Here is a 13,964-nt window from a genome sequence, read left to right as displayed (position 1 = left end):
TGGCGGGGGTCAGGCGGTGGCCTTGGTCTTGCGCGAGGCGGTTTCGGGCGGCGTGCGCATCACCGTCCAGTAGACGACTTTCAGTTCGCCTTCCATCGTTTCGACGAGTGCGGACAGGCTTTCGACCCAGTCGCCGTCGTTGCAGTACAGCACGCCGTCGATGTCGCGAATCTCCGCCTTGTGGATGTGGCCGCACACGACGCCGTCGCAGCCGCGGCGGCGCGCCTCGTCGGTCATCACGGTCTCGAACTGCGAGATGAAGTTGACCGCGTTCTTCACCTGGTGCTTCAGGTATTGCGACAGCGACCAGTACTGGAAGCCGAGGCGGCTGCGGATCCGGTTGAACCAGCGGTTCAGCACGAGGATCAGCGTGTAGAGCGTGTCGCCGAGATACGCGAGCCATTTCGCGTGCTGGATCACGCCGTCGAACAGATCGCCGTGCACGATCCACAAACGTTTGCCTGCGAGCGTCGTATGGAACGCCTCGCCGCGCACCTGGATGTCGCCGAACGCGAGGTCGCAGAACTGTCGCGCGCCTTCGTCGTGGTTGCCGGGGATGTAGACGACCTGCGTGCCCTTGCGTGCCTTGCGCAGGATCTTCTGCACGACGTCGTTGTGCGCCTGCGGCCAGTACCAGCCTTTCTTCAGCTGCCAGCCGTCGATGATGTCGCCGACGAGGTACAGGTATTCCGATTCGTGGTGGCGCAGGAAGTCGAGCAGGTAGCTGGCCTGGCAGCCGCTCGAGCCGAGATGGATGTCGGACAGCCAGATGGTGCGGTAGCGATGGGCGGACGGTTCGTGGTCGTCGCGCTGCCTGGCGGACGCGCCGGGCGGCTCTTGCGCGGCAAGGGCGTCGGCCGTGGCCGAACCGGACAGGAAAGCGGTGGCGGCGCGTGCGCCGAGCGGGTGACGGAACAGGGAGGTCGCGGACGTTTTCTGGCCCATGCATGACTCGCGCCGGTTGACATTACCGGCATTCCGCCATGCGGGCGTGACTGTGCAGTGACAGTCACAAGATGTTCTTATTACGGCGTGCCGGGTGCGTTCACGGATGAATTTTCCGGCGCGATCGGGCGACCGGCTCAGGGCGGCTCAGGGTGGCCCGGACGCGGCATCTGCGCGGCGCTCGGCCCTCAGCGCGGCAGCGCGACGACGCGGGTGCGCGCGAGGCGGTCGTGCGGGAACTGGCGGGCCGGATGCAGCCGCGCCGCGGCGGCCCAGGCGGCGATCCACGCGCCGGTGAGCGCCAGCGTGACGGGCACGGACAGGCCGGCGAGCGGATGCAGCGCGAGCGGCGGCAGGAACCACAGCCAGCCGAGCGCATAGCGGACGAGCGCATGGCCCGCGCGCAGCGGCCGGCCGCTGGCCGACTCGATCCGCAGGCGCCACGTCTTCATCGGCAGCGTCTGGCCGCCGTGGGTCCAGAACCAGACGAAATACGCGCCGACCACGAGCGCGATCCACGCGGCGAGCAGGTTGTGATGGGCAAGGCCGTTGCGCTGCTGCAGCGCGAGGCTGAATGCGAGGCCGGCGAAGAACACGACGCCGAACAGCAGCACGCCTTCGTAGAGCAGCGCGGCGAGACGCCGCCGGACGGACGGCGGGGTGGGCAGGGGCGCGCTCGCGTGCGGCACGGCCGCTCAGGAGCCCTTGAACAGCGACGGCGCGTCGGCGGGCGACACGGGCGTCGGTGCGGCCGGTGCCGGGGCTGCGCCCGCGGTGGCCGACGCGACGGCCGGCGGCGCGGCGGCGCCGCTCGACGCGGGCTGCTGCTGCACGAGCGCGGTGCCGGGCGCGCTGGCCGAATGGTCGTGCGCGTTGACGAGGCGGCGCACGTCGCGATCGGCCTTGCCGGTCGGCGGCGCGCTGACGACGGTCGGCCGGCGGCGGCGCTCGGCGGCCGCGAGGCGTTCCTTCTGTTCCTCGGGCAACTGCTGGTAGGCCTTCCACGCGCGCTCGCGGGCCTGCGCGGACAGGTCCTTCGCGGTCTGGTAGTTCTCGCGCGCGACGCGGCGCTGCTCGGGCGTCATCCCGACCCATTCGGTCATGCGCTCCTGCAGGCGCTTCTGCACGTCGGGCGTCATCTTCGGGTAACGGGCGGCGATCTTCAGCCATTTGCGCTTGCGGGCGTCGCTGAACGAATCCCACTGGCCGGCGAACGGCGCGAGCGCGACGTGCTGCGCGGGCGTCAGGCGCGCCCATGCGAGCGGGCCGGCGGTAGCCGGCAGGGGCGCGAGATCGGCGGTCAGCGCGATCGCGGCCGACGCGAGCGCGGGTGCGCTGGTCGCGACGGCGACGGCTTCAGGCTGCGGGTGAAAGCGCGAATAGGTGGCGACATAGGCGACGGCGATCGCGATCACGCATCCGAAGAATACGGCCAGGCCGCGTTTCTGACTCACCCGTGCGATCCCCTCGTGTTGTTTAATGGGCGTGCGAAAGATACGCGTTGAACCCGTGATCGAGATACGCGTTGAGCGGCAGGTCGTCGCTGAGCATCGCCGCGTCGATGTCGGCGAGCTCGGCGGTGCGCTGCATGTCTTCCCAGTACGCGATGCCGACCAGGCCGGCGAGCAGCAGCGCGAGCGGCCATGCGCGCAGCAGGCGGCGCGCGAACGAGGCCGGCGGGTGCGGGGACATGCGCGGCGGGGCATAGCCGCCGGCCGCGCCGGCAAATGCGGGCACGAGCACCGGCGCCGCCACCGGCTCGGGCTTCTTGCGCGCGAGCGCGGCCTGGCGGGCGGCCGCCAGCCGGTCGGTGGTCGCGGCCGGCAGCGCGGCAGCGCGCTCGTCCAGCGCGCGGCGCACCTTCAGCGCGAATTCGTGTTCTCGATTTGAGGGAGCGGAGCTCATAGCGTGATTCCTTTGGCCTTGAGCGCTTGCGCCAGGGTGTGGGTGGCTCGCGAGCAGTGCGTCTTGACGCTGCCTTCGGAGCACCCCATTGCGGCGGCAGTCTCGGCGACATCCATATCTTCCCAATAACGCATCAGGAACGCTTCCCGTTGACGCGCCGGAAGTTTCTGGATTTCTTCGTCGATCAGGGCCAGAACCTGTTCCCGCTCGAGGCGGTGCTCGCTGCTCTCGACGCCCGGCGATTGGTCGGCCGATTCGAGCGTCTCGAGGGGGTCGAAGTCTTCGTCGTCCGTATTGTTCAGCGACGAAAACAGCGTGACCCAGGTGTTGCGGACCTTCTGCCGGCGGAACCAGTCGTGGATCGCGTTCTGCAGGATCCGCTGGAACAGCAGCGGCAGTTCCGCGGCCGGGCGGTCGCCGTATTTCTCCGCCAGCTTGATCATCGCGTCCTGCACGATGTCGAGCGACGCGTCATCGTCCCGCACTGCGTACGCAGCCTGCTTGAACGCGCGCCTTTCGACGCCCGCCAGAAAGTCGGCGAGTTCCTTGTCTGATGCCATTCCGTGAAGGTATGCGCTGCGGACTGCGGCGTGAAGAGGGTCGAAAAATGTCGTAAAACCCGCGGATGCTAACAAATTTTCGCGCAGCTTGGCACCGGGTTGGGGCTGGCGCGTTGCGCGCGAACCGCGGCGCGGGGCCGCCCGCGGGCGGCGATGATGCACTGCGGGACATTTTGCTTGACGGCGCTCGCCCGACCGGCTATCGTCGTCCGTTCGCAACATAAGTGATGGTCTCAATTGAGGCTGGCCCAAGAAGCCCGCCCTTCAACTGGACGCGCCGCTTGAACCCGAGCCACAAGCCCGGCAGAGAGCACCCGATCAATTTTTTGCCGAAAATTCGAAAGGTCAAAATGAACATGCCCAGCGCGGAATTCTCCACGTCGGAACCCCTTTCCCCTCCCGATAGCGACTCGATTGGCGCCACCGTGCTCATGAAGGCACTGGCCGACGAGAAAGTCGAATTCATCTGGGGCTACCCCGGCGGCTCGGTACTCTATATCTACGACGAGCTTTACAAGCAGGACAAGATCCAGCACGTGCTGGTGCGCCATGAACAGGCGGCCGTGCACGCAGCCGACGCGTATGCGCGCTCCACCGGCAACGTCGGCGTCTGTCTCGTGACGTCCGGCCCCGGCGTCACCAACGCGGTGACCGGCATCGCGACGGCCTACATGGATTCGATCCCGATGGTCGTGATCAGCGGCCAGGTGCCGACTGCCGCGATCGGCCAGGACGCGTTCCAGGAATGCGATACGGTCGGCATCACGCGTCCGTGCGTGAAGCACAACTTCCTCGTGAAGGATGTGCGCGAGCTCGCGGAAACCGTCAAGAAGGCGTTCTACATCGCCCGCACCGGCCGCCCGGGCCCGGTGCTGATCGACATCCCGAAGGACATCTCGAAGACGCCGTGCCAGTACGAGCCCGTCAAGAGCGTGTCGCTGCGTTCGTACAACCCGGTCACGAAAGGCCATTCGGGCCAGATCCGCAAGGCGGTGTCGCTGCTGCTGACCGCGAAGCGCCCGTACATCTACACCGGCGGCGGCATCATCCTCGCCGACGCGTCGCGCGAGCTGAACCAGTTCGCGGACCTGCTCGGCTACCCGGTCACCAACACGCTGATGGGCCTCGGCGGCTATCGCGCGTCGGACAAGAAATTCCTCGGCATGCTCGGCATGCACGGCACCTACGAAGCGAACATGGCGATGCAGCACTGCGACGTGCTGATCGCGATCGGTGCCCGCTTCGACGACCGCGTGATCGGCGATCCGGCGCACTTCGCGTCGCGGCCGCGCAAGATCATCCACATCGACATCGACCCGTCGTCGATCTCGAAGCGCGTGAAGGTCGACATCCCGATCGTCGGCGACGTGAAGGAAGTGCTGAAGGAGCTGATCGAGCAGCTGCAGACAGCCGAGCACGGCCCGGACACCGAGGCGCTCGCGCAATGGTGGAAGGACATCGAAAGCTGGCGCGCGAAGGATTGCCTGAAATACGACCGCGAAAGCGAGATCATCAAGCCGCAGTACGTGGTCGAGAAGGCGTGGGAGCTGACGGACGGCAATGCGTTCGTGTGTTCCGACGTCGGCCAGCACCAGATGTGGGCCGCGCAGTTCTACCGCTTCAACAAGCCGCGCCGCTGGATCAACTCGGGCGGCCTCGGCACGATGGGCTTCGGCCTGCCGGCGGCGATGGGCGTCAAGATGGCGCACCCCGACGACGACGTGCTGTGCATCACGGGCGAAGGCTCGATCCAGATGTGTATCCAGGAGCTGTCGACCTGCCTGCAGTACGACACGCCCGTCAAGATCATTTCGCTGAACAACCGCTACCTCGGCATGGTCCGCCAGTGGCAGCAGATCGAATACAGCAAGCGCTATTCGCATTCGTACATGGATGCGCTGCCCGATTTCGTGAAGCTCGCCGAAGCGTACGGCCATGTCGGCATGCGGATCGAAAAAACCTCGGATGTGGAGCCGGCGCTGAAGGAAGCGTTGCGCCTGAAGGACCGCACCGTGTTTCTCGACTTCCAGACCGATCCGACCGAAAACGTCTGGCCGATGGTCCAGGCCGGCAAGGGCATCACCGAGATGCTGCTCGGATCGGAAGATCTGTAACGGCGCGACGCGCGCCCGGCCGCAGGCGGCCGCCTTCACGAAGGGCGGCGCGGCACGCGGCGGCGCGCGGCGCGAGTGAATCGACACGGACACATTCTGGAAGAAGCGAACATGAGACACATCATTTCCGTCCTGCTGGAAAACGAACCGGGCGCGCTGTCGCGCGTGGTCGGTCTGTTTTCCGCACGCGGCTACAACATCGAAACCTTGACGGTGGCGCCGACCGAAGACCAATCGCTGTCGCGGCTCACCATCGTTTCCATTGGCTCCGACGACGTGATCGAACAGATCACGAAGCATCTGAACCGCCTGATCGAGGTGGTGAAAGTGGTGGACCTGACCGACGGTGCACACATCGAACGCGAGCTGATGCTGATCAAGGTCCGTGCAGTGGGCAAGGAGCGCGAAGAGATGAAGCGGATGGCGGACATTTTCCGCGGCCGCATCATCGACGTGACCGAAAAGACCTACACGATCGAATTGACGGGCGCGAGCGACAAGCTCGACGCATTCATCCAGGGGCTGGACGCGGGCGCGATCCTCGAGACCGTGCGCACCGGCAGCTCCGGCATCGGACGCGGCGAGCGCATCCTGAAGGTGTGATGCCGAAAGGCACGCCGGGTGCGCCGTCATGTCCCGGCCCGCAGTACCCAATCCGAACGAATTGTTGAATTTTTGAATTAGCGAAGGAACCCATCATGAACGTTTTCTACGACAAAGACGCCGACCTCTCCCTCATCAAGGGCAAGCAAGTCACGATCATCGGCTACGGCTCGCAAGGCCACGCCCACGCGCTGAACCTGAAGGACAGCGGCGTGAACGTGACGGTCGGCCTGCGCAAGGGCGGCGCGTCGTGGAGCAAGGCCGAGAACGCCGGCCTCGCGGTCAAGGAAGTCGCGGAAGCCGTGAAGGGCGCCGACGTCGTGATGATGCTGCTGCCGGACGAGCAGATCGCCGACGTGTACGCGAAGGAAGTGCACGAGAACATCAAGCAGGGCGCGGCGCTGGCATTCGCGCACGGCTTCAACGTCCACTACGGCGCGGTGATCCCGCGCGCCGACCTCGACGTGATCATGATCGCGCCGAAGGCGCCGGGCCACACGGTGCGCGGCACGTACTCGCAGGGTGGCGGCGTGCCGCACCTGATCGCGGTTGCGCAAAACAAGTCGGGCGCGGCGCGCGATATCGCGCTGTCGTACGCGGCAGCGAACGGCGGCGGCCGTGCGGGCATCATCGAGACCAACTTCCGTGAAGAGACGGAAACCGACCTGTTCGGCGAGCAGGCCGTGCTGTGCGGCGGTACCGTCGAGCTGATCAAGGCCGGCTTCGAGACGCTGGTCGAGGCAGGCTACGCGCCGGAAATGGCGTACTTCGAGTGCCTGCACGAGCTGAAGCTGATCGTCGACCTGATCTACGAAGGCGGCATCGCGAACATGAACTACTCGATCTCGAACAACGCCGAATACGGCGAGTACGTGACGGGCCCGCGCGTCGTGACGGAAGAGACGAAGAAGGCGATGAAGCAGTGCCTGACCGACATCCAGACGGGCGAGTACGCAAAGAGCTTCATTCTCGAGAACAAGGCCGGCGCCCCGACGCTGCAGTCGCGCCGCCGCCTGACGGCCGAGCACCAGATCGAGCAGGTCGGCGCGAAGCTGCGCGCGATGATGCCGTGGATCGCGAAGAACAAGCTCGTCGACCAGACGAAGAACTAAGCACCGTGTGCTGTTCCGGCCCTTCGAGTGGAGGGTCGGCATCAAAAAGCCGCCCGAAGGCAGCAGTGCCCCGGGCGGCTTTTGCTATCCTACGGGCTTTGCAATTCACCGAACACAGAACGAATCCATGAACTATCCTCATCCGATCATCGCGCGCGAAGGCTGGCCGTTCATCGCGATTGCAGCCGTCATCGCGCTGTTGATCCATGCCGTCGGGGGCTTCGGCTTCGCGTGGCCGTTCTGGCTGCTGGTCGTTTTCGTCGTCCAGTTCTTCCGCGATCCGCAGCGCCCGATCCCGGCGCAGCCGAACGCGGTGCTGTGCCCGGCCGACGGCCGCATCGTCGCGGTCGAGACCGCGCAGGATCCTTACGCGAACCGCGAAGCGCTGAAGATCAGCGTGTTCATGAACGTCTTCAACGTCCACTCGCAGCGTTCGCCGGTAGACGGCGCCGTGACCAAGGTCGAGTATTTCCCGGGCGCGTTCCTGAACGCGGCGATCGACAAGGCGTCGACCGAGAACGAGCGCAACGCGGTCGTGATCCAGACGGCGAGCGGCAAGACGGTCACCGCGGTGCAGATCGCGGGCCTCGTCGCACGCCGCATCCTGTGCTACGTGCGCGCCGGCGAGCCGCTGTCGCGCGGCCAGCGCTACGGCTTCATCCGCTTCGGTTCGCGCGTCGACGTGTACCTGCCGCTCGGCAGCCGCGCGAAGGTGTCGATCGGCGAGAAGGTCTACGCGTCGTCGACGATCCTCGCCGAACTGGAACAATAAGCGACGGGGCGCACGATGGCCGCATTCAAACCGCGCAGGCCGCGCAACGGCGCCGCGCGGCCGTTCCGCCGCAACAAATCGGTCGCGCCGGATCCGGCGCCGATCGTCGAGAGCCGCCGCGTCAAGCGCCGGCAGTTCCTGAGGACGCGCGGCATCTACCTGCTGCCGAACGCGTTCACAACGGCCGCGCTGTTCTGCGGGTTCTTCGCGGTGGTGCAGGCGATGAACGTGCGGTTCGAGATCGCCGCGATCGCGATCTTCGCCGCGATGGTGCTCGACGGGATGGACGGGCGGGTCGCGCGCATGACGCACACGCAAAGCGCGTTCGGCGAGCAGTTCGACAGCCTGTCGGACATGGTGTCGTTCGGCGTCGCGCCGGCGCTCGTGATGTACGAGTGGGTGCTGAAGGATCTCGGCCGCTGGGGCTGGCTCGCCGCGTTCGTCTATTGCTCGGGCGCCGCGCTGCGCCTCGCGCGCTTCAACGCGAACATCGGCGTCGTCGACAAGCGCTTCTTCCAGGGGCTGCCGAGCCCGGCGGCGGCTGCGCTGATCGCCGGTTTCGTGTGGCTCGCCACCGACAACCGCGTGCCGATGAAGCTCGGCTGGCTGCCGTGGGTCGCGTTCGTGCTGACCATCTATGCAGGCGTCACGATGGTGTCGAACGCGCCGTTCTACAGCGGCAAGGCGCTCGACGTGCGCCACCGCGTGCCGTTCGCGGCGACGCTGCTGGTCGTCGTCGCGTTCGTGCTGGTGTCGTCCGACCCGCCGCTGATGCTGTTCTGCCTGTTCGTGCTGTACGGGCTGTCCGGATACGCGTTCTGGGCCTATATGGCGGTGCGCGGGCGCCCGAACCCGGCGCGCTCGTCGCAGCGCGAGCACTGACGCGCGACACGATCCGAAACGGCGGCCCGCGGGCCGCCGTTTTTATTTGCCCCTTTTCCGCCGCGGCTCCGGGGGCACGCCGATTGCGCGGCTTGCGGAATGCCGCTATAGTCGTCGGCATGACTGCGTTTTCCCGCCTCTCCCTCCTTCTAGCCGGTGCGCCGCTACGCGCGCTAGCGCTAGCGCTAGCGCGCCTGCCGCGCTGACCGTTCTCGCCCTCCGTCAAGCCTCGTCTGTTGTTGAGCGTCGCCAACGGTGGCGCGACCTCGTTTCGTTTGACCCCCCGTACAAAGAGCCTTGGAGCACCCCATGACAGACAAGCTGATCATTTTCGATACGACGTTGCGTGACGGCGAGCAGTCGCCCGGCGCGTCGATGACGAAGGAAGAGAAGATCCGGATCGCGAAGCACCTCGAGCGGATGAAGGTCGACGTGATCGAGGCCGGCTTCGCCGCCAGTTCGAACGGCGACTTCGATGCGATCCACACGATCGCGGGGCTCGTGAAGGACAGCACGATCTGCTCGCTGGCGCGCGCGAACGACAAGGACATCCAGCGCGCGGCCGACGCGCTGAAGCCCGCGAACAGCTTCCGGATCCACACGTTCATCGCGACGTCGCCGCTGCACATGGAGAAGAAGCTGCGGATGACGCCGGACCAGGTGTTCGAGCAGGCGCGTCTCGCGGTGCGGTTCGCGCGCAAGTTCACCGACAACGTCGAATTCTCGCCGGAGGACGGCAGCCGTTCGGACATGGATTTCCTGTGCCGCGTGCTGGAAGCCGTGATCGCCGAAGGCGCGACGACGATCAACATCGCCGACACGGTCGGCTATGGCGTGCCGGAACTGTACGGCAACCTCGTGAAGACGCTGCGCGAGCGCATTCCGAATTCCGACAAGGCGGTGTTCTCGGTGCACTGCCACAACGACCTCGGGATGGCGGTCGCGAACTCGCTCGCCGGCGTGAAGATCGGCGGCGCGCGCCAGGTCGAGTGCACGATCAACGGTCTCGGCGAGCGCGCGGGCAACACGTCGCTCGAGGAAATCGTGATGGCAGTGAAGACCCGCAAGGACTACTTCGGCCTCGACGTCGGCATCGACACGACGCAGATCGTGCCGACCTCGAAGCTCGTGTCGCAGATCACCGGCTTCGTCGTGCAGCCGAACAAGGCCGTGGTCGGCGCGAACGCGTTCGCGCACGCGTCGGGCATCCACCAGGACGGCGTGCTGAAGGCGCGCGACACGTACGAGATCATGCGTGCGGAAGATGTGGGCTGGACCGCGAACAAGATCGTGCTCGGCAAGCTGTCGGGCCGCAACGCGTTCAAGCAGCGCCTGCAGGAGCTCGGCATCGCGCTCGACAGCGAAGCCGACCTGAATGCCGCGTTCATGCGCTTCAAGGATCTGGCCGACCGCAAGTCGGAGATCTTCGACGAAGACATCATCGCGATCGTCTCCGAGGAAGCCGCGCAGGCGCATGAGCAGGAGCACTACAAGTTCCTGTCGCTGGCCCAGCACTCGGAAACCGGCGAGCAGCCGGAGGCAAAGGTCGTGTTCTCGGTCGACGGCAAGGAAGCGACCGGCGAAGCGCGCGGCAACGGCCCGGTCGATGCGACGTTCAACGCGATCGAAAGCGAAGTCGGCAGCGGCTCGGAACTGCTGCTGTATTCGGTCAACGCCATCACGACCGGCACGCAGGCGCAGGGCGAGGTGACGGTGCGCCTGTCGAAGAGCGGCCGGATCGTCAACGGCGTCGGCACCGATCCGGACATCGTCGCGGCGTCCGCCAAAGCGTACATTTCGGCGCTGAACAAGCTGCACGCGAAGGACGACAAGCTCAATCCGCAGCGCTCGTAAGCGCGTCGCGCAGCACTGAAACGCCCCGTGCGGCTCCTGGCCGCCGGGGCGTTTTTTATGCCGCGCTCATTCCGCGGCAGGCGCGCGGAACTGCCAGCGCCGCGCGGCCGGGCGGGGCGGCGGGCACGGCCGGCGGAATTCGACCGCGATCCCGCGCCGCGGCGCATCGGCGATGAACGCGTCGAGCAGCTCGAGCACGTCGTGGTCGATGTAGTCGGCGCGCGTCGCGTCGATGATCACCACCGCGCGGTCGGGAATGTGCCGCAGGTGATGCTTGACCTGCACCTTGCCGAGAAACGACACGTCCTTGCGAAACGACAGCAGGAAGTGGTCGTCATGCTGCGCGAGCGTGACCGGGCTCCTCAGGTTCGCGACGGCGACCGTGAGGATGCTGCACGCGATGCCGAGCGCGATGCCGAACAGCAGGTCGACGGCGAGCACGCCGGCGATCGTCGCGATGAACGGCGCGAACGCGGCCGGGCCCTGTTTTGCGACCGAGCGGAACAGCGCCGGCTTGGCGAGCTTGAAGCCGGTGTGGATCAGGATCGCCGCGAGGCTCGCGAGCGGGATCAGGTTGATGAGGCCGGTGAGCGCGAACACGCTGACGAGCAGCAGCACGCCATGCACGATCGCCGACATCCGGCTTTGCGCGCCCGCATTGACGTTGACCGAGCTGCGCACGATCACCGACGTGATCGGCAGCCCGCCGACTGCGCCCGCGACGAGGTTGCCGACGCCCTGCGCCTTCAGTTCGCGATCCGGCTGGGCCGGCCGGCGCTTCGGGTCGATCTGCTCGACTGCTTCGAGGCTCAGCAGCGTTTCGAGGCTGGCGACGATGGCGAGCGTGATCGCGACCTGCCAGACCTCCGGATTCAGCAGTTGCGCGAAATTGGGGCCGAGTTCCGCGTGCTTCAGCGACGCGGCGAAGGCGGCAAACGACGCGAGTTCGGGCAGCGCGACCCGGTGCGCGGCGCCCGGTGCGAACGCAGGCGCCAGCAGGTCGAGCGCGAGCGTCGCGCCGATGCCGAGCACGACGACCGCGAGCGGCGCCGGCACCGCGCGCACCAGCGCAAAGCGGCGCAGCGCGGGCGACTCCCACGCGACCAGCAGCGCGAGCGATGCGAGCGCGATCGCGGCCGCGATCCACGCGGCGCTCAGGCCGGGCAGCGCGGAGAGCGGCTGCGCGGCGCTGCCGCCGATGCCGAGCGCGAACGGCACCTGCTTGACGATCAGCAGCAGCCCGATCGCCGCGAGCATGCCCTTGATGACGGGCGACGGCACGTAGGCGGCGAAGCGGCCGGCACGCAGCATCCCGAAGCCGAACTGCAGGACGCCGGACAGCAGTACGGCGAGCAGAAACGCCGAGAAGCTGCCGAGCTGCGCGATGCCTTCGACGACGATCACGACGAGGCCGGCGGCGGGGCCGCTGACGGACAGCGACGAGCCGCTCAGGAGCGCGACCACGAGGCCGCCGACGATGCCGGAGACGAGCCCGGCGAACGGCTCGACGCCGGACGCATTGGCGATGCCGAGACACAGCGGCAGCGCGACGAGGAAGACGACGACGCCGGCGACGATGTCGCGCGGCAGGGAGGACAGGCGCTCTTTCAGGTTCATGATGGGGTGAGGTTCCGTTGGGGCGTGTCGGGGGCGCGGCGCGATCAGCCGAGCGCCGGTGCAAGGGCGGTGGCCTCGGCAGGCCTGGCGGGCGCGTCGGCCGGCGGCTTCGCATAGCCGGAATCGAGCTCCTTGAGACGGCCGTCGGCGAGCGAAAAGATCCAGCCGTGCACGAGCGGCGGCCGTTCGCGGTCGCGCACGATGGGCGATGCGCGCAACTGGCGGACTTGCTCGAGCACGTTCAGCTCGGCCAGGCGGTCGGCGGCAGCCGTGTCGTCGAGCCCGGCGAGTGTGTCGCGATGACGATGCGCGAGCGCGCACAGCGGCGCGATGCGGCGCGCGACGTGCGGCAGGTCGGCGGGCGGCGGCAGCAGCGACGCGCGTACGCCGCCGCAGCCGTAGTGCCCGCAGACGATCACGTGATCGACCTCGAGCACGCGCACCGCGTACTCGAGCACGCTGGCGCTGTTGTCGTCGTCAGGCTGGAACAGGTTCGCAATGTTGCGGTGGACGAACAGGTCGCCGGGCGCGCAATGCGTGATGGTCTCGGCCGGCACGCGGCTGTCCGAGCAGCCGATCCACAGTACGCGCGGATTCTGGCCGCGCGCGAGCGCGTCGAAGAAGCCGGGCGTGCGTTCGCGCGTTTCGCGGGCCCAGGCGATGTTGGCGACCAGCATGCTCTTGGGGCGATTCATGAGGACTCCTTTTTGATAATGGCAAATGAAAGTCATCGAAACGGGTGGGTTAGGATGCTTTCTAAGTTGAAAGGTTCAATTTTGAGTGATATTAGGGGTATGCCCTAGGTCAAAGTCATATCGAAACAAATTGTTTCAAATTAAATCGAGATAGTGCACGATTTGCACCAGCGTGAAGCATTTTGGTGCGCAACTAATGCAATTTCATGCGGAGGCAGGTGTGGCGGGGGATTCCGGATTTTCTATATTGAAAGCGGATGACCCGGAAAAGATTTCCGCGTTATTTTGATGCTAAATATCGAGGCGGTAAAGAATAATGGCCATTCACGCAACAATTGGTGAATGGCCATTGCGAAAATGCGAGCGAATCGCAGTGCGCGATCAGAAGAGATTGCGGCGGTCGGGGTCGTGCAGCGGGTCGGGCGTTTTCTGCGTGAGCCGCAGGATGCCCTGGCTGTCGAAATAGAAGCTGTACATCATGTACCAGACGTTGTCCTCGAGGTAGCGATAGGTCCACGCCTCGCGCTTCATCAGCGGGAAGTAGGACGTCTCGACCGGGCGGCCGAAATTGACGAGCACGTCGGTCTTGGTCCACTTGCCGATTTCGGCGCGGTAGAACTCGTTCGGCTGCAGCACCTGGCGGACGTTGACGATCTTGCCCGAACCGTCGACATCGGCGGCCACCGTGACCTCGCCCATCGGCTGGGTCGGCCACATCAGGCGCTTGCCGCCGCCGGGCAGGTCGTAGATTTCGCGCGGCGGCCCCATGCGCGCGACGATCGCCGACTGGTCCTGGCCGGCCTGATATTGCTGCCACGGCTGCGCGCAACCGGCGAACAGCGCCGCCGTGCAGGCGAGCAGCACCGGGAGACGAATACGCATGTGTTTCTCCAAATCACGGGGGA

The 13,964-nt window shown here is 66.3% G+C and carries 14 protein-coding genes; 6 read left to right on the top strand and 8 right to left on the bottom strand.

Going from position 1 to position 13,964, the window contains the following annotated elements:
* Positions 1-9: 9 nt before the first annotated feature.
* The 5 genes from HWY45_RS04025 to HWY45_RS04005 form a co-directional block, all read right to left on the bottom strand.
* Positions 10-945 carry a UDP-2,3-diacylglucosamine diphosphatase gene (locus tag HWY45_RS04025; protein ID WP_059801985.1) on the bottom strand — a complete coding sequence of 312 codons (936 nt, stop codon included), beginning with the start codon at positions 943-945 and terminating at the stop codon, positions 10-12.
* A gap of 188 nt (positions 946-1,133) precedes the next feature.
* Positions 1,134-1,634, bottom strand: a complete 501-nt coding sequence (locus tag HWY45_RS04020; protein ID WP_059883907.1) for an RDD family protein — start codon at positions 1,632-1,634, stop codon at positions 1,134-1,136.
* A gap of 6 nt (positions 1,635-1,640) precedes the next feature.
* Positions 1,641-2,399, bottom strand: coding sequence for a DUF3106 domain-containing protein (locus tag HWY45_RS04015; protein ID WP_059883906.1), 759 nt, complete (start codon positions 2,397-2,399; stop codon positions 1,641-1,643).
* A gap of 22 nt (positions 2,400-2,421) precedes the next feature.
* Positions 2,422-2,850 carry a DUF3619 family protein gene (locus HWY45_RS04010; protein ID WP_059566269.1) on the bottom strand — a complete coding sequence of 143 codons (429 nt, stop codon included), beginning with the start codon at positions 2,848-2,850 and terminating at the stop codon, positions 2,422-2,424.
* Positions 2,847-3,410, bottom strand: a complete 564-nt coding sequence (locus tag HWY45_RS04005; protein WP_017331637.1) for an RNA polymerase sigma factor — start codon at positions 3,408-3,410, stop codon at positions 2,847-2,849. Before HWY45_RS04005 ends, HWY45_RS04010 begins: the two co-directional genes overlap by 4 nt.
* A 350-nt stretch (positions 3,411-3,760) precedes the next feature.
* On the opposite strand from HWY45_RS04005, the gene HWY45_RS04000 reads away from it, so the two are divergent.
* The 6 genes from HWY45_RS04000 (at position 3,761) to HWY45_RS03975 (ending at position 10,747) form a co-directional block, all read left to right on the top strand.
* Positions 3,761-5,524 (top strand): acetolactate synthase 3 catalytic subunit, encoded by a 1,764-nt coding sequence (locus tag HWY45_RS04000; RefSeq protein ID WP_026044560.1) that lies wholly within the window; start codon positions 3,761-3,763, stop codon positions 5,522-5,524.
* 111 nt (positions 5,525-5,635) lie between these two features.
* The gene (ilvN, locus tag HWY45_RS03995; protein ID WP_011352712.1) at positions 5,636-6,127 is read left to right on the top strand and encodes an acetolactate synthase small subunit; all 492 of its coding nucleotides are present in this window, start codon (positions 5,636-5,638) and stop codon (positions 6,125-6,127) included.
* A gap of 95 nt (positions 6,128-6,222) precedes the next feature.
* Entirely contained in the window at positions 6,223-7,239 is a 1,017-nt protein-coding gene (gene ilvC, locus HWY45_RS03990) for a ketol-acid reductoisomerase (RefSeq protein WP_059566268.1), read from the top strand.
* A gap of 127 nt (positions 7,240-7,366) precedes the next feature.
* Entirely contained in the window at positions 7,367-8,011 is a 645-nt protein-coding gene (locus HWY45_RS03985) for a phosphatidylserine decarboxylase (RefSeq protein ID WP_059566267.1), read from the top strand.
* A 15-nt stretch (positions 8,012-8,026) separates the two neighbouring features.
* Complete coding sequence (gene pssA / locus HWY45_RS03980; protein ID WP_059801993.1) at positions 8,027-8,893, top strand: CDP-diacylglycerol--serine O-phosphatidyltransferase; 867 nt, start codon at positions 8,027-8,029, stop codon at positions 8,891-8,893.
* 309 nt (positions 8,894-9,202) lie between these two features.
* Positions 9,203-10,747: a 2-isopropylmalate synthase gene (locus tag HWY45_RS03975; RefSeq protein WP_059566265.1), complete on the top strand. Its 1,545-nt coding sequence runs from the start codon at positions 9,203-9,205 to the stop codon at positions 10,745-10,747.
* A gap of 66 nt (positions 10,748-10,813) precedes the next feature.
* Here the strand turns inward: HWY45_RS03975 and HWY45_RS03970 are convergent, their stop codons facing one another.
* The 3 genes from HWY45_RS03970 to HWY45_RS03960 form a co-directional block, all read right to left on the bottom strand.
* Entirely contained in the window at positions 10,814-12,364 is a 1,551-nt protein-coding gene (locus tag HWY45_RS03970) for a SulP family inorganic anion transporter (protein WP_059883905.1), read from the bottom strand.
* A 44-nt stretch (positions 12,365-12,408) separates the two neighbouring features.
* A complete protein-coding gene (locus HWY45_RS03965) occupies positions 12,409-13,059 on the bottom strand; it encodes a carbonic anhydrase (RefSeq protein WP_059883904.1) in 651 nt (216 codons plus the stop codon).
* 381 nt (positions 13,060-13,440) lie between these two features.
* Positions 13,441-13,941: a hypothetical protein gene (locus HWY45_RS03960; RefSeq protein ID WP_059566262.1), complete on the bottom strand. Its 501-nt coding sequence runs from the start codon at positions 13,939-13,941 to the stop codon at positions 13,441-13,443.
* Between the last annotated feature and the right edge of the window lie 23 nt (positions 13,942-13,964).

This window comes from Burkholderia stagnalis, from assembly GCF_902830275.1.
GTDB lineage: Bacteria > Pseudomonadota > Gammaproteobacteria > Burkholderiales > Burkholderiaceae > Burkholderia > Burkholderia stagnalis.
Note: the sequence above shows the minus strand (reverse complement) of the source record. Positions and strands in the feature narration are given on the sequence as shown.